Consider the following 14,911-nt stretch of genomic DNA (forward strand, 5'->3'; position numbering starts at 1 on the left):
GGCTCTGGGAGTGGGGTGGACGGGTTGCTGGGAGCGATAGGCCTGGACGAGGGCCAGGAGTCGGCGTACCGCGCGCTGGTGGCACTGGGGGCGGCGGAGGTGCCCGACCTGGCGCACCGGCTGACGCTGCCGGTGCCGCAGACGGAACGGGCGCTGCGGCATCTGGAACGCCACGGGCTGGCCGCCCAGTCCTCGGCGCGGCCGGGCCGCTGGGTGGCGGCGCCGCCGGGGGTCGCCCTCGCGGCCCTCCTGACCCAGCAGCGGCACGAGCTGGAGCGGGCGGAACTGGCGACGGCGCTGCTGGCGCAGGAGTACCGGTCGGAGGCGGCCGAACCGGCGGTGCACGACCTGGTGGAGGTGGTGACGGGGGCGAGCGCGGTGGCCCACCGCTTCCACCAGCTCCAGCTGGGCGCGACGCAGGAGGTGTGCGCGCTGGTCAGCGGCCGGCCCCAGGTGGTGACCGGGATGGAGAACGAGGCTGAGGAACGGGCGGCCGTACGTGGCGTCGAGTACCGGGTGGTCATCGAGCGCGAGGTGCTCACCCTGCCCACCGGCATCCGGGAGGCCTCCAGCGCCCTCGCGCGGGGGGAACGGATCCGGGTGACGGCGGCGGTCCCCACGAAGCTGGTGATCGCCGACCGGACCCTCGCCATGGTCCCGCTGACGACGCGCGGGGCGGAGCCGGCGGCGCTGGTGGTGCACGCGTCGGGGCTGCTCGAGTCCCTGCGGGGGCTCTTCGAGGCGGTGTGGCGGGAGGCCCTCCCGCTGCGGCTGGGCGTGACGGGCCGCCCGGAGGAGGGGGACGGCGGCCCCGACACCACGGACCTGGAGATCCTCTCCCTGCTGCTGGCGGGGATGACCGACGCGAGCGTGGCCAAGCACCTGGAACTGGGGCTGCGGACCGTACAGCGGCGCGTGAAGGGGCTGATGGAGCTGGCCGGGGTGACGACCCGGCTCCAGCTCGGCTGGCACGCCTACGAACGGGGCTGGGTGGCCCGATAGCCGGGGGTCGGTCAGGCTGGGCAGATGGATCTGCCTCAGCTGCTCCTGGTGGGGCTGGTGCTCCTGCTCGGGGTGCTCGGGGTACTGGTCCCGGGCATCCCGGGGACGTGGCTGGTCTGGGCGGGGGTGCTGTGGTGGGCGCTGCACGAGCGGTCCACGCCGGCGTGGGGGCTGCTGGTGGCGTCGACGGCCCTGCTGCTGGTGGTGCAGGTGGTGAAGTGGCAGCTGCCGCCGAGGCGGCTGCGGGGCGTGGGGGTCACCCGCCGGATGGCGGTGTACGCGGGCGCGGGCGCGGTCCTCGGCTTCGTACTGCTGCCGGTGGTGGGGGCGGTACCGGGGTTCGTGGGCGGGATCTACCTGTGCGAGCGGCGCCGCCTGGGGACGCACGGGGAGGCCTGGGCCTCGGTGCGGGCGGTGATGCGGGCGGTGGGGACGAGCGTGCTGGTGGAGCTGTTCGCGTGCCTGCTGGTGACGGCGGCGTGGCTCGGAGCCGTCCTGGCGGGGCCCTGACCCCGACCCCCCGCCTCCGGCGAGCTTGCGGGCGGGCCCGGCTGCGCCTGTACCGCTGCGCGGGGCCGAGTCCCCTACCCGCCCTTCGCCCGTTCCCCGGGGCTCCGCCCCGGACCCCGCGCCTCAAACGCCGGCGAGGCTGGATTGTGCGGCGGGGCGGAGTTTGGCCGCGTACGTGAGGGGTCGGGGGCGGGGTGGGGTGTTGTCCGGGACTAAAACGAGATGAATTCGGCGCGCGGTACCGCCCGGCAGAACACACCCGGAACAGGCGCCGAACATCGAAGCCCGTCCCGGACGACACCCCACCCCGCCCCCGACCCACCCCCACCCACGCCCGGCCAGGGTCAGACGCGGCCGCCGCGCTTCGCGGAGTAGTTCGCGCGGCCCTCCGCCGACTTCTGGCGCCAGTCGCGGCGGATCTCCGCCCGCAGGCGGGCGTCCGTCTTCGCGACGATCCGCTCGTTCTCCCGCAGCAGCTTGCGGTAGCTCTCCAGGCGGCGCTCCGGCAGCGCCCCGCCGGCCACCGCCTCGAGCACCGCGCACCCCGGCTCCGCCTCGTGGGCGCAGTCGTGGAAGCGGCACTGGGCGGCGTACCCCTCGATCTCCGAGAAGACCTGTCCGACGCCCGCCTCGGCGTCGAAGAGGCCGACACCGCGCAGCCCCGGGGTGTCGATGAGGACGCCCCCGCCCGGCAGGGCGAGCAGGTTGCGGGTGGTGGTGGTGTGGCGGCCCTTGCCGTCGACCTCGCGGGTCTCCTGGACTTCCATGACGTCCGCGCCGAGCAGCGCGTTCGCCAGGGTGGACTTGCCCGCGCCGGAGATGCCGAGCAGCACGCTGGTGCCACCGGCGACGACCGCGGCGAGTACGTCCGTGCCCTCTCCCGTGTGCGAGGAGACGGTGAGCACCTGGACGCCCGGCGCGGTGGTCTCCACGTCCCGCACCAGGTAGCCGAGGGTGGTCGGGTCCGGGACCAGGTCGGCCTTGGTCAGCACGATCAGCGGCTGCGCCCCCGACTCCCAGGCCAGCGCGAGGAAGCGCTCGATCCGGCCGAGGTCCAGCTCGACGGCGAGGGAGACGGCGATGATCGCGTGGTCGACGTTGGCGGCGAGGATCTGCCCCTCGGAGCGCTGCGAGGAGGTGGACCGCACGAAGGCGGTCCGGCGCGGCAGGTACGTCTTGACGTAGCGCGGCGTGCCGGCGGGCTCGACGGCGGCCCAGTCGCCGGTGCAGATGACCCGGAGCGGGTCGTGGGGGGTGACGAAGGCGGTGTCGGCGCGGACGACGCCGTCCGCGGTCATGACGTCGCACTGCCCGCGGTCGACCCGTACGACCCGGCCCGGGAGGAGTCCCTGGTCGGCGTACGGAGCGAATTCCGCGGCCCACTCGTCGTCCCAGCCGAAGGCGGCGAGGGCGTGCGCGGACGAGTTCTGGAACGAAGAAGAGAGAGTCAAGGGGAACCCTTCACAGGGTGGCCCCGGCAACACGCGCCGCTCGGCGGCGCGCGAGGAGAAGTGTGAGGTCAGCCGGAGACCACGGGGATGGAAACGATGATGAACTCCTGAATGCGGGCGACACCCGTCACGGCGACAGTCATCACTGTCCTCACCTCCGGTTTCCTGGTTCTGCTTCCTCGGCGGGAGCGGCACAGCACGGCGCCGCGACCCGGAACTCCCGAACGATAACCCTGCCCTGACGGACGGCACCACTCATTTATCGCGCCGGGAGTTCGCTCTCCTGTACGCGTCCCCCGTCGAGGTGGACGGACCGTACGCGGAGCTGACGAAGGCCCGCAGACCCGGCGGGTCAGTGCTTGCGCAGGCGGGAGGTGTAGTCGTCGGGCGGCAGGAAGTTCGACCAGCGCTCGGGGAACTCCGAGGGCATCCCGGCGTCCTCGTCGTCCTCGGACTCCCCCTCGGCGAGGGCCCGCCAGGCGGCGGCGCGGGCGACCAGCTGGGCGGCCTCGGCCTCGCGGACCCGCTCGTTGGCCTCGCGGGCGGCGGCGGTGGCGACGGACGGCCAGACCCGGTCGATGGCCGCGTTGACGGCGGCGCCCACGAGCACCGCGAAGGCCGAGATGCCGATCCACAGCAGGATCGCGACCGGCGCGGCCAGGGAGCCGTAGATGGTGGGCCCCTCCACGGTGTTGGTCAGGTAGATCCGCAGCAGGAACGAGCCGAGCACCCACATGGCCAGGGCCACCAGCGCGCCCGGCACGTCCTCGATCCACGGGGAGCGCACGGGGACGGAGACGTGGTAGAGGGTCGTCAGGAAGGCGATGGAGAGCAGGGTGACCACCGGCCAGTAGAGGACCGCGATCACCTCCGTGCTCCAGGGCACCAGGCGGACGACGGCGTCGGGGCCGACCACCATCAGCGGCAGCACGATCGCGCCGATCAGCAGGGCGATGACGTAGAGGAGGAAGGCGACCAGCCGGGTCTTGACGATGCCGCGCACCCCGTCGAGGCCGTACATGACGGTGATGGTGTCGATGAAGACGTTGACGGCGCGGGAGCCCGACCACAGGGCGAAGGCGAAGCCGAGGGAGATCAGGTCGGGCCGGCCCCGGCTGGTGACGTCGTCGAGCATCGGTCTGGCGATCTCGTTGACGCCCCGGTCGGACAGGACGGTGCCGACCGCGCGCAGGATGTTCTCCTCGATGCTGGCCACGGACTGGGTGTCGGTCCAGCCGTCCACGTAGCCGAGGAGGCCGAGCAGGCCCAGGAAGAGCGGGGGCAGGGAGAGGAGGGTGAAGAAGGCCGCCTCGGCCGCGAGTCCGAGGATCCGGTATTCGATGCACGAGTTCACGGTGTCTTTGAGCAGGAGCCAGCCCATCTTGCGCTTCGACACGTTGCGGTAGAGAGCGCGGGCCCGGTGGAGCCGTCCTGGGATCCGCTCGGGTGTTTCTTTTGCTGGCTGCACGTCCTTACGGTATCGGCATGGCAGCCACCACCCACACAGTCAGCAACCAGGCCCCGCCCCTCGTGGGCCACGAGGTCTACCTCGGCGACCGTGCCCTCACCGAGGGCGTGGAACGACACCTCGCCGACGCCGCCCCCGAACTCCGGGACGAGGTACGGGAGGAGCTCACCGCACTCGGGCGCGCCGCCGGTTCGGCGCAGGCCCAGGAGTGGGGCAGGGAGGCGAACGAGAATCCGCCGAAGCTGCGGACGCACGACCGCTACGGGAACCGGATCGACGAGGTGGAGTTCCACCCGGCGTGGCACCGGCTGCTCGGGCACGCGGTGGGCGCCGGGCTCACCGACGCCTGGGGGCGTCCGGCCGGGCACCTGCGGCGGGCGGCGGGCTTCTTCCTGTGGTCGCAGGCCGAGTCCGGGCACGGCTGCCCGGTCTCCATGACGCATGCCGCCGTGCCGGCGCTGCGGGCCGATCCGGCGCTGGCCGCGGAGTGGGAGCCGCGGCTGACCTCGCACGTGTACGAGGAGGGACTGCGGCCGGCCGGGCAGAAGGCCGGGGTGCTGTTCGGGATGGGGATGACGGAGAAGCAGGGGGGCAGCGACGTACGGGCGAACACGACGGCGGCGGTGGCCCTGGACGCCTCCGGGGAGTACCTGCTGACCGGGCACAAGTGGTTCTGCTCGGCGCCGATGTCGGACGGTTTCCTGGTGCTGGCGCAGGCGCCGGGCGGGCTGACCTGCTTCCTGGTGCCGCGGGTGCTGCCGGACGGGACGCGGAACGTGTTCGCGATCCAGCGGCTGAAGGACAAGCTGGGGAACAAGTCGAACGCGTCGGGGGAGATCGAGTTCGACGGGACCTGGGCCCGGCGGGTGGGCGAGGAGGGCCGGGGGGTGCGGACCATCATCGAGATGGTCGCGGCGACCCGGCTGGACTGTGTGATCGGCTCGGCGTCGCTGATGCGGCAGGCGCTGACGCAGGCCGTCCACCATGCGGAGCACCGCTCTGCTTTCGGAGCACCGCTCATCTCCCAGCCGCTGATGCGCAACGTGCTCGCCGACCTCGCCCTGGAGTCGGAGGCGGCGACCGCCCTGACCCTGCGCCTCGCGGCCGCGTACGACTCCGGGACCGACCAGGAGCGGGCCTTCCTGCGCCTCGCGGTGCCGGCCGCCAAGTACTGGGTGACCAAGCGCTGTACGCCGATGGTCGCGGAGGCCCTCGAGTGTCTGGGCGGGAACGGCTACGTCGAGGAGTCCGGGCTGCCGAGGCTGCTGCGCGAATCCCCGGTGAACTCCATCTGGGAGGGGTCGGGCAACGTCCAGTCCCTGGACGTGCTGCGCGCGCTCCAGCGGGAACCCCAGGCCCTGAACGCCTTCCTCCAGGAGGTCGGGCTGGCCCGGGGCGCCGACCACCGGCTGGACGCGGCCATCAAGAACCTGCTGACCGAGCTGGCCGACCTCGACGGGATCGAGGCGCGGGCCCGCCGGGTGGTGGAGCGGATGGCCCTGGTCCTCCAGGGTTCGCTGCTGGTGCGGTGGGCCCCGCCGGAGGTGGCGGACGCGTTCTGCGCCTCGCGGCTCGGCGGTGACTGGGGCGCGGCCTTCGGCACGCTGCCGCACAGCCTGGACCTGGCGTCGGTGGTGGCACGGGCGCGGATCGCGGGCTGACAGCGGTCCCCAAACCACTGTGGTCCCTGGCCGCGGTGGTCCCCAAACCGCTGCGGCCGCCGGAACGCTCAGCACCGGATCCGAGCCCGTGGAGGTGAGACCGGGGGTGGCGCCGCGCCGACTCGGCACCACCCCTGGTCCATGAGCCCCGAGGAAGGAGCTGTCACGCCGCTCGGCGGCGTGCCGATAGTTTCGGTCGGGTGACCGGGGGTTGGCGAGAGTTGCATACCGTTGCAACCCTGCATTCCTTCGGTCGGAAATCGCCCGCAGCATGTGCCCGGGGAAGGGGCGCGTGCGCGACGGCGGGCGGCTTCCGCAGTACGTCCTGTTCAGCACGGGGAGGTTCCGGTGGCCAACACCGCAGGCAGCACGGCCGACGTGGCGCGCATCTCGACCATGGACACGCGGGAGGCGACGCGCCTGCTCAAGGGGGTACGGGCCGCCGCGCTGGCCGGGGACCGGCCGCCGGCCGCGCCCCGCCCGGAGATCGCCGAGTCCTGGCGGCGGATGCTCGCCGGGGGCGTGCACCCCGACCGGGACGCCCGCTCGCGGATGCTGTCCGCCGCCGAGACCGAGGAGCGGCGGCAGGTCTCCCCGCTGCGGGAGATCCTCCCGGTGCTGCGCGAGGGGCTGCTGCCGGCGCTGGACGAGGCCCTGCACATCATGGTCGTCGCCGACGCGGACGGGCGGCTGCTGTGGCGGGAGGGGCACAGATCGATCCTGCGCAAGGCGGACCGGCTGGGTTTCGCGGTGGGGGCCGACTGGGACGAGGCCGTGGTCGGCACGAACGGGGTGGGCACGGCCCTGGTGACCCGGCGCCCGGTCCAGGTGTTCTCGGCGGAGCACTTCGTCTCCAGCCACCATGACTGGACCTGCGCGGGGGCACCCGTGCACGACCCCAAGGACGGCCGGCTGCTGGGCGTGGTCGACGTCAGCGGGCCGCTGGCCACCATGCACCCCGCGACGCTGGCCTGGGTGAGCTCCGTGGCCCGGCTCGCCGAGCGGGAGCTGCGGGTGCGGCACCTGGAGTCCCTGGAGCGGCTGCGGGCGGTCGCGGCCCCGCTGCTGGCCCGGCTGCCCGGGCGGGCCCTGGCGGTGGACCCGCACGGCTGGACGGCCGCGGTGACGGGGCTGGCCCCCGCCGACCGGGTCGCCCTGCCGAAGGCGCTGGGCCCCGGGCCGGTGTGGATCGCGCAGCTGGGCGACTGCGTGGCGGAGCCGCTGCCCGGCGGCTGGCTGCTGCGCCTGGCCGAGCCGCGCGGCGCCGCGTCGGCGGTGAGCCGGGTGGTGCTGGACCTGAGCCGGCCCCGGTCCTGGTCGGCGACCGTGTACGGGGCCGCCGGCAGCTGGTCCCAGGAGCTGAGCCCGCGCCACGCGGAGCTGCTGTTCCTGCTGGCGGAGACCCCGCGGGGGCGTACGGCGGCGGAGCTGGCCGCCGAGCTGTTCGGGGACCCCACGCGTACGGTGACGGTCCGCGCCGAGCTGTCCCGGGTCCGGCGGCACCTCGCCGGGGTGCTGACGCACCGCCCCTACCGCTTCGCCGAGGACGTGGAGGTGGAGCTGATCCGCCCGCAGGACCCGGCCCGGCTGCTGCCCCACTCCACCGCCCCGGCCGTGATCAGGGCCCGCCTGGGCCACGGCGGAGCCTGGGGGACCCCGTAACCCCGGGAACCCCCTGGCCAGGGGGTGTGATTCCCTGAACGGCATGAGCACCATCACACTCACCACCTGGTCCCTCGAGATGACCTCGCCGTCGGACCTGGTCCCGGCGGCCGTGCCGGGACCGGAGATCACGATCACCCGCGCCGAGGTGCCCTCGCCGGAGTTCAGCCGGTTCCTCTACGCCTCGGTGGGCGGGGACATCCACTGGACGGACCGGCTGTCGCTGACCCGTGCCGAGTGGGTGGAGCAGCTGGAGCGGCCGGGCGTGGAGACGTGGGTGGCGTACGACCGGGGCACCCCGGCCGGCTACGTCGAGCTCGACCCGCAGCCCGACGGTGTGGTCGAGATCATGTACTTCGGGCTCCTGCCGGACTTCCGGGGCCGCCGCATCGGCGGGCACCTGCTGACCTTCGGCACGGACCGCGCCTGGGACCTGGCGTCCCGCTGGCCCGACCGCGAGCCCACGCGCCGGGTCTGGGTCCACACCTGCAGCCAGGACGGCCCCACGGCGATGGACAACTACCGGCGCCGCGGCTTCAAGGTCTTCAAGACGGAGACCGAGCCCAAGGAGGAGACCCCCACCCCCGGCCCCTGGCCGGGCGCGTAAGCCCTGGCCGGGCGGGGTCCGGGTGGGTGGCTGCTGGGGCCGGGGTCGGGGACGGGGTGGGGTGTCGTCCGGGACGGGCTTCGATGTTCGGCGCCCTGGCTCTGCTGGTCTGCCGGGCGGTACCTCGCGCCGAATTCATCTCGTTTTAGTCCCGGACGACACCCCACCCCGCCCCCGACCCCTCACGTACGCGACCCCGTGCGGGCGCAGTCCCATCCGGTCCCGCTGGCGCCATCCAGCCCCGCCGCACCATCCAGCCCCGTCGCACCATCCAGCCTCGCCGGCGTTTGAGGCGCTGGGGGTCCCCCCGGACGGAGTCTGGGGGAGGGTCTGGGGGCGGAGCCCCGGGGAACGGGCGAAGGGCGGGTAGGGGACCCAGCCCCGCGCAGCGGCCCACCACCCGCAGGCGACCACCGGACCCCAGCCGGGCCCGTGGCCCCGCCCCAGGTCCGACGGACGGAGTCCGGCGCAGCGACGCGAAGCCCGAGAGGCGCCCCGGCGCCGAGCCGCGCGAGCGCCGCGTCAAAAAAAGGTGACCCCGATCACGCGATCTCATGATCCGGGACGACTTCGTCCGGATCGTGGACAGTAGTGGACTCCTCCAATCGGCACATGACACGCTTCGGCCATGAATGGAGCTGGAATTGCCTTGGTGAGTCGGCGGCACGTCGACCTCGGCCGCATGTCCAGCGCCATTTGTCCGGCACGCTGACGGAACCAGCCACCGCCGCACATCGCCGCAGTCCCCGCCGCCGCGGACGCGTCGATCACCCGCAAGCCCCCTGAGGCCGAACACCGCCCCCTGCCCGTCGGCAACCCCGACATAGGGGCGGAAATCAGCCACACCTGCTCGGAGACTCCAGCGTGACAGGGGCGCGCCGCCGCTCCCCCCTGCCTCCACCTCGAGCCGTTGAAGAAGGACGTACCCGCCATGGCCGCCACCCCTGAAACGCCCGCAGCCGCCCCCGCAGCCGCAGCGCGCCGCAAGACCGGCCGTCACCGCGGCGAGGGCCAGTGGGCCGTCGGACACCACACGCCCCTCAACGGCAACGAGCAGTTCAAGAAGGACGACGACGGTCTCAACGTGCGGACGCGCATTGAGACGATCTACTCCAAGGCGGGCTTCGACTCGATCGACCCCAACGACCTGCGCGGCCGTATGCGCTGGTGGGGCCTCTACACCCAGCGCAAGCCCGGGATCGACGGCGGCAAGACCGCGATCCTGGAGCCGGAGGAGCTGGACGACAAGTACTTCATGCTGCGCGTCCGCATCGACGGCGGCCGGCTGACCACCGAGCAGCTGCGCGTCATCGGCGAGATCTCCGAGGAGTTCGCGCGCGGCACCGCCGACCTCACCGACCGCCAGAACGTGCAGTACCACTGGATCCGGATCGAGGACGTCCCGGAGATCTGGCGCCGCCTGGAGGCCGTCGGCCTCTCGACCACCGAGGCCTGCGGTGACACGCCCCGCGTCATCCTCGGTTCGCCCGTCGCCGGCATCGCCCAGGACGAGATCATCGACGGCACCCCCGCCATCGACGAGATCTACCGCCGCATCGTCGGCAACCCCGACTTCTCGAACCTGCCCCGCAAGTTCAAGTCGGCGATCTCCGGCTCGCCGCTGCTCGACGTGGCGCACGAGATCAACGACATCGCCTTCGTCGGCGTGAACCACCCCGAGCACGGCCCCGGCTTCGACGTCTGGGTCGGCGGCGGCCTCTCCACCAACCCCAAGCTGGGCGTCCGCCTGGGCACCTGGGTCTCCCTGGACGAGGTCCCCGACGTCTACGAGGGCGTCATCTCGATCTTCCGCGACTACGGCTACCGCCGGCTGCGCACCCGCGCCCGCCTGAAGTTCCTCGTCGCCGACTGGGGCCCGGCCAAGTTCCGCCAGGTCCTGGAGGACGAGTACCTGAAGCGCAAGCTGACCGACGGCCCCGCGCCCGAGCAGCCCAGCGGCCAGTGGCGCGACCACGTCGGCGTCCACCAGCAGCAGGACGGCAAGTTCTACGTCGGCTTCGCGCCCCGCGTCGGCCGCGTGGACGGCGCCACCCTCACCAAGATCGCGGACGTGGCCGCACAGCACGGCTCCGGCCGCCTGCGCACCACCGCCGAGCAGAAGATGATCGTCCTCGACATCGAGGCCGACCAGGTCGACTCGGTCGTGGCGGCCCTGGAGGCGCTGGACCTGCGGGTCAAGCCGTCCCCGTTCCGCCGCGGCACGATGGCCTGCACCGGCATCGAGTTCTGCAAGCTGGCCATCGTCGAGACGAAGGCGCGCGGCGCCTCGCTGATCGACGAGCTGGAGCGCCGCCTGCCGGACTTCGCCGAGCCGCTCACCATCAACATCAACGGCTGCCCGAACGCCTGCGCCCGTATCCAGGTGGCGGACATCGGTCTCAAGGGCCAGCTGGTCCTGGACGACGACGGCAACCAGGTGGAGGGCTACCAGGTCCACCTGGGCGGCGCCCTCGGCCTCGAGGCCGGCTTCGGCCGCAAGGTCCGCGGCCTCAAGGTCACCTCGGCCGGTCTGCCGGAGTACGTCGAGCGGGTCGTCACGCGCTTCGAGGAGCAGCGCGAGGACGGCGAGCGCTTCGCCGCCTGGGTCGGCCGCGCCAAGGACGAGGACCTCTCGTGAGCGAGCGCGCCGCACCGTTCTACTGCCCGTACTGCGGCGACGAGGACCTGTTTCCCCACGAGACGGGTCACGGCGCCTGGGAATGCAGGGCCTGCAACCGAGCCTTCCAGCTGAAGTACCTCGGGCTGCTGGCCCGGGGTGTTCAGTCCAACGCAGCTGGAGGGGACGAGATATGACCACCACTCAAGACGTCAGTCTCAAAGAGTTGGCCGAGCAGGCGGGCCGGGACCTCGAGGACGCCTCCGCACTGGAGATCCTCACCTGGGCCGCCGAGACCTTCGGCAAGAAGTTCGCAGTGACCTCCTCCATGGAGGACGCGGTCGTCGCCCACCTGGCCTCCCGCGCCTTCCCCGGCGTGGACGTGGTCTTCCTCGACACGGGCTACCACTTCGAGGAGACCATCGGCACCCGTGACGCGGTCGAGGCCGTGATGGACGTCAACGTCATCACCCTCACCCCGCGTCAGACGGTCGCCGAGCAGGACGCCCAGTACGGCCCGAAGCTGCACGACCGGGACCCGGACCTGTGCTGCGCACTGCGCAAGGTGGGGCCCCTCGAGGAGGGTCTGACCGCGTACGACGCGTGGGCGACGGGCCTGCGCCGCGACGAGTCCCCGACCCGGGCGAACACCCCGGTGGTCGGCTGGGACGAGAAGCGGCGGAAGGTCAAGATCTCGCCGATCGCCCGCTGGACCCAGGAGGACGTGGACGCCTACGTCATCGAGCACGGGGTCCTCACCAACCCGCTGCTGATGGACGGTTACGCCTCCGTCGGCTGCGCCCCCTGCACGCGCCGGGTGGAAGCCGGCGAGGACGCGAGGGCCGGTCGTTGGGCCGGGCGCGGCAAGACCGAGTGCGGACTGCACGGCTGATGAATCGACTTACGGAGACTGAGCAGATGAGCGTGAGCGAGGGCGCCACGGTGTGGCTGACCGGGCTGCCGAGCGCGGGCAAGACGACCATCGCGTACGCCCTCGCGGAGCGGCTGCGCGGTGAGGGGCACCGGGTGGAGGTCCTCGACGGGGACGAGATCCGCGAGTTCCTCTCCGCCGGCCTCGGCTTCACCCGCGAGGACCGGCACACCAACGTGCAGCGGATCGGTTTCGTCGCCGAGCTGCTCGCGAGCAACGGCGTCAAGGCGCTCGTGCCCGTGATCGCCCCCTTCGCCGACAGCCGCGAGGCCGTCCGCAAGCGGCATGCCGCCGAGGGCACCGCCTACCTCGAGGTGCACGTGGCCACTCCGGTCGAGGTGTGCTCCGAGCGTGACGTGAAGGGCCTGTACGCCAAGCAGGCGGCGGGCGAGATCTCCGGTCTGACCGGCGTCGACGACCCGTACGAGGCACCGCAGAGCCCGGACCTGCGGATCGAGTCGCACACGCAGACCGTCCAGGAGTCGGCTTCGGCCCTGCACGCACTGCTCACCGAGAGGGGTCTGGCATGACCACCGCCGCGCACCTGCACACCGAGTCCGACTCCGACGCGCCCTACGCGCTGTCGCACCTCGACGCCCTCGAGTCGGAGGCGGTGCACATCTTCCGTGAGGTGGCGGGCGAGTTCGAGAAGCCGGTGATCCTGTTCTCCGGCGGCAAGGACTCCATCGTCATGCTGCACCTGGCGCTGAAGGCCTTCGCCCCCGCGCCGGTGCCCTTCACGCTGCTGCACGTCGATACCGGGCACAACTTCCCCGAGGTGCTGGAGTACCGCGACCGCACCGTCGCCGAGCACGGGCTGCGCCTGCACGTGGCCTCCGTCCAGGAGTACATCGACGCCGGCAAGCTCCGCGAGCGCCCCGACGGCACCCGCAACCCGCTCCAGACCGTCCCCCTCACCGAGGCGATCCAGCAGCTCAAGTTCGACGCCGTCTTCGGCGGCGGACGCCGCGACGAGGAGAAGGCCCGCGCCAAGGAACGCGTCTTCTCCCTGCGCGACGAGTTCTCCCAGTGGGACCCGCGCCGCCAGCGCCCCGAGCTGTGGCAGCTCTACAACGGCCGCCACGCCCCCGGCGAGCACGTGCGCGTCTTCCCGCTCTCCAACTGGACCGAGCTGGACGTGTGGCAGTACATCGCCCGCGAGAACATCGAACTCCCGCAGATCTACTTCGCGCACGAGCGCGAGGTCTTCCTGCGTAACGGCATGTGGCTGACGGCCGGCGAGTGGGGCGGCGCCAAGGAGGGCGAGGTCCCCGAGACCCGTCTGATCCGCTACCGGACCGTCGGTGACATGTCCTGCACCGGCGCCGTGGACTCCGACGCCACCACGCTCGATGCCGTGATCGCCGAGATCGCCGTCTCCCGCCTCACCGAGCGGGGCGCGACCCGGGCCGACGACAAGATGTCCGAGGCCGCGATGGAAGACCGCAAGCGCGAAGGGTACTTCTAGAAATGACCAGCACCACCGAGCAGTTCGCCGATCTGTCGGCGACCACCCTGCTGCGCTTCGCGACCGCCGGTTCCGTGGACGACGGCAAGTCCACCCTCGTGGGCCGGCTGCTGCACGACTCCAAGTCGGTCCTGACGGACCAGATGGAGGCCGTCGAGGCGGTGTCCCAGGCCCGCGGCCAGGAGGCGCCGGACCTCGCGCTGCTGACCGACGGCCTGCGGGCCGAGCGGGAGCAGGGCATCACCATCGACGTCGCCTACCGCTACTTCGCCACCGCCCGGCGCCGGTTCATCCTCGCCGACACCCCCGGGCACGTGCAGTACACCCGCAACATGGTCACCGGCGCCTCCACCGCCGACCTGGCCGTGGTCCTCGTCGACGCCCGCAACGGCGTCATCGAGCAGACCCGCCGCCACGCGGCCGTCGCCGCCCTCCTCCGCGTCCCCCACGTGGTCCTCGCCGTCAACAAGATGGACCTCGTCGGCTACCAGGAGTCGGTCTTCGCGAAGATCGCCGAGGAGTTCACCGCGTACGCCTCGGACCTGGGCGTCCCGGAGATCACCGCCATCCCGATCTCGGCCCTGGCCGGGGACAACGTGGTCGAGCCCTCCGCGAACATGGACTGGTACGGCGGCCCGACGGTGCTGGAGCACCTGGAGACCGTCCCGGTCAGCCACGACCTCACCGCCTGCCCGGCCCGTTTCCCGGTGCAGTACGTGATCCGCCCCCAGACCGCCGAGCACCCCGACTACCGCGGTTACGCCGGCCAGATCGCCTCCGGCGTCCTGCGCGTCGGCGAAGCCGTCACCGTCCTGCCCTCCGGCCGCACCTCGGTCATCGAGGGCATCGACGCCCTCGGCGAGAGCGTGGACATCGCCTGGGCGCCGCAGTCGGTGACGATCCGTCTGAAGGACGACATCGACATCTCGCGCGGCGACCTGATCGCGCCGTCCGCGAGCGCCCCGGCCACCACGCAGGACGTCATCGCGACGGTCTGCCACGTGGCCGACCAGCCCCTCGCCGTCGGCGCCCGGGTGCTGCTCAAGCACACGACGCGCACGGTCAAGGCCATCGTCAAGGAGATCCCCTCGCGGCTGACCCTCGACGACCTCTCCCAGCACCCGAACCCCGGGCAGCTGGTGGCCAACGACATCGGCCGCGTCGTCGTCCGCACCGCCGAGCCGCTCGCGCTCGACGCGTACGCCGACTCGCGCCGCACCGGGTCCTTCCTGCTGATCGACCCGGCCGACGGAACCACCCTCGCGGCGGGCATGGCGGGCGAGTCCTTCGCCTCCACGGCCCAGACCACCGTCCAGGCGGATGAAGAAGGGTGGGACTTCTAGATGACGCCCGGCGACATCTACTCCACCTTCGCGAAGGAGGGCGGCCGCGTAGGCAGCGGCGCCCTCGGCAGCGGCCAGGGAGGAGTGGCGCGATGTGCGCGATGACGTACGCACACTGCCTGCACGCCCTCACCCCCCACGAGCCGTACCCGCCCTTGCTCCAGAGACGAAGATCTGCGCCGTAAACCCTG

14 protein-coding genes are annotated in these 14,911 nt (G+C 72.4%); 12 read left to right on the top strand and 2 right to left on the bottom strand.

From position 1 onward, the window contains the following. Window positions 1-24 precede the first annotated feature (24 nt). Complete coding sequence (locus tag OOK34_RS01385) at window positions 25-1,002, top strand: helix-turn-helix domain-containing protein (RefSeq protein WP_267036581.1); 978 nt, start codon at window positions 25-27, stop codon at window positions 1,000-1,002. Window positions 1,003-1,026: 24 nt separating this feature from the next. After that, window positions 1,027-1,512 carry a DUF456 domain-containing protein gene (locus tag OOK34_RS01390; protein WP_267032020.1) on the top strand — a complete coding sequence of 162 codons (486 nt, stop codon included), beginning with the start codon at window positions 1,027-1,029 and terminating at the stop codon, window positions 1,510-1,512. A gap of 344 nt (window positions 1,513-1,856) precedes the next feature. Here OOK34_RS01390 and rsgA read toward each other — a convergent pair whose 3' ends face one another. Together rsgA and OOK34_RS01400 are read right to left on the bottom strand one after the other, a co-directional pair. Further along, entirely contained in the window at window positions 1,857-2,963 is a 1,107-nt protein-coding gene (rsgA, locus tag OOK34_RS01395) for a ribosome small subunit-dependent GTPase A (RefSeq protein ID WP_267032021.1), read from the bottom strand. A gap of 352 nt (window positions 2,964-3,315) precedes the next feature. Next, the gene (locus OOK34_RS01400; RefSeq protein WP_267032022.1) at window positions 3,316-4,431 is read right to left on the bottom strand and encodes a YihY/virulence factor BrkB family protein; all 1,116 of its coding nucleotides are present in this window, start codon (window positions 4,429-4,431) and stop codon (window positions 3,316-3,318) included. 17 nt (window positions 4,432-4,448) lie between these two features. Here OOK34_RS01400 and OOK34_RS01405 point away from each other — a divergent pair, with 17 nt between their 5' ends. The 10 genes from OOK34_RS01405 (at window position 4,449) to OOK34_RS01445 (ending at window position 14,720) form a co-directional block, all read left to right on the top strand. Then, complete coding sequence (locus OOK34_RS01405; protein WP_267032023.1) at window positions 4,449-6,092, top strand: acyl-CoA dehydrogenase family protein; 1,644 nt, start codon at window positions 4,449-4,451, stop codon at window positions 6,090-6,092. Between the two features lie 396 nt (window positions 6,093-6,488). Beyond that, window positions 6,489-7,754: a GAF domain-containing protein gene (locus OOK34_RS01410; RefSeq protein WP_267036582.1), complete on the top strand. Its 1,266-nt coding sequence runs from the start codon at window positions 6,489-6,491 to the stop codon at window positions 7,752-7,754. Window positions 7,755-7,797: 43 nt separating this feature from the next. Beyond that, window positions 7,798-8,361, top strand: a complete 564-nt coding sequence (locus tag OOK34_RS01415; RefSeq protein WP_267032024.1) for a GNAT family N-acetyltransferase — start codon at window positions 7,798-7,800, stop codon at window positions 8,359-8,361. 628 nt (window positions 8,362-8,989) lie between these two features. Continuing rightward, a complete protein-coding gene (locus tag OOK34_RS35310) occupies window positions 8,990-9,073 on the top strand; it encodes a putative leader peptide (RefSeq protein ID WP_312847410.1) in 84 nt (27 codons plus the stop codon). A gap of 219 nt (window positions 9,074-9,292) precedes the next feature. Continuing rightward, window positions 9,293-10,999 (top strand): nitrite/sulfite reductase, encoded by a 1,707-nt coding sequence (locus tag OOK34_RS01420; protein WP_267032025.1) that lies wholly within the window; start codon window positions 9,293-9,295, stop codon window positions 10,997-10,999. Continuing rightward, entirely contained in the window at window positions 10,996-11,175 is a 180-nt protein-coding gene (locus tag OOK34_RS01425; protein ID WP_267032026.1) for a hypothetical protein, read from the top strand. Before OOK34_RS01420 ends, OOK34_RS01425 begins: the two co-directional genes overlap by 4 nt. After that, window positions 11,172-11,870, top strand: coding sequence for a phosphoadenylyl-sulfate reductase (locus OOK34_RS01430; RefSeq protein WP_267032027.1), 699 nt, complete (start codon window positions 11,172-11,174; stop codon window positions 11,868-11,870). Before OOK34_RS01425 ends, OOK34_RS01430 begins: the two co-directional genes overlap by 4 nt. 26 nt (window positions 11,871-11,896) lie before the next feature. Next, a complete protein-coding gene (cysC, locus tag OOK34_RS01435; protein ID WP_267032028.1) occupies window positions 11,897-12,439 on the top strand; it encodes an adenylyl-sulfate kinase in 543 nt (180 codons plus the stop codon). Then, on the top strand, window positions 12,436-13,377 hold the full coding sequence (gene cysD, locus OOK34_RS01440; protein WP_267032029.1) for a sulfate adenylyltransferase subunit CysD: 942 nt from the start codon (window positions 12,436-12,438) through the stop codon (window positions 13,375-13,377). Before cysC ends, cysD begins: the two co-directional genes overlap by 4 nt. A 2-nt stretch (window positions 13,378-13,379) precedes the next feature. Further along, window positions 13,380-14,720 (top strand): sulfate adenylyltransferase subunit 1, encoded by a 1,341-nt coding sequence (locus OOK34_RS01445; protein ID WP_267032030.1) that lies wholly within the window; start codon window positions 13,380-13,382, stop codon window positions 14,718-14,720. Window positions 14,721-14,911 lie beyond the last annotated feature (191 nt).

This window comes from Streptomyces sp. NBC_00091, assembly GCF_026343185.1.
Classification (GTDB): domain Bacteria; phylum Actinomycetota; class Actinomycetes; order Streptomycetales; family Streptomycetaceae; genus Streptomyces.

Excerpts from the sequence above, each read along its gene's own strand:
- OOK34_RS01390 (WP_267032020.1), top strand. The coding sequence starts at position 1,027 with ATGGATCTGCCTCAGCTGCTCCTGGTGGGGCTGGTGCTCCTGCTCGGG.
- OOK34_RS01405 (WP_267032023.1), top strand. The coding sequence starts at position 4,449 with ATGGCAGCCACCACCCACACAGTCAGCAACCAGGCCCCGCCCCTCGTG.
- OOK34_RS01410 (WP_267036582.1), top strand. The coding sequence starts at position 6,489 with ATGGACACGCGGGAGGCGACGCGCCTGCTCAAGGGGGTACGGGCCGCC.
- OOK34_RS01415 (WP_267032024.1), top strand. The coding sequence starts at position 7,798 with ATGAGCACCATCACACTCACCACCTGGTCCCTCGAGATGACCTCGCCG.
- OOK34_RS35310 (WP_312847410.1), top strand. The coding sequence starts at position 8,990 with ATGAATGGAGCTGGAATTGCCTTGGTGAGTCGGCGGCACGTCGACCTC.
- OOK34_RS01420 (WP_267032025.1), top strand. The coding sequence starts at position 9,293 with ATGGCCGCCACCCCTGAAACGCCCGCAGCCGCCCCCGCAGCCGCAGCG.
- OOK34_RS01430 (WP_267032027.1), top strand. The coding sequence starts at position 11,172 with ATGACCACCACTCAAGACGTCAGTCTCAAAGAGTTGGCCGAGCAGGCG.
- cysC (WP_267032028.1), top strand. The coding sequence starts at position 11,897 with ATGAGCGTGAGCGAGGGCGCCACGGTGTGGCTGACCGGGCTGCCGAGC.
- cysD (WP_267032029.1), top strand. The coding sequence starts at position 12,436 with ATGACCACCGCCGCGCACCTGCACACCGAGTCCGACTCCGACGCGCCC.
- OOK34_RS01445 (WP_267032030.1), top strand. The coding sequence starts at position 13,380 with ATGACCAGCACCACCGAGCAGTTCGCCGATCTGTCGGCGACCACCCTG.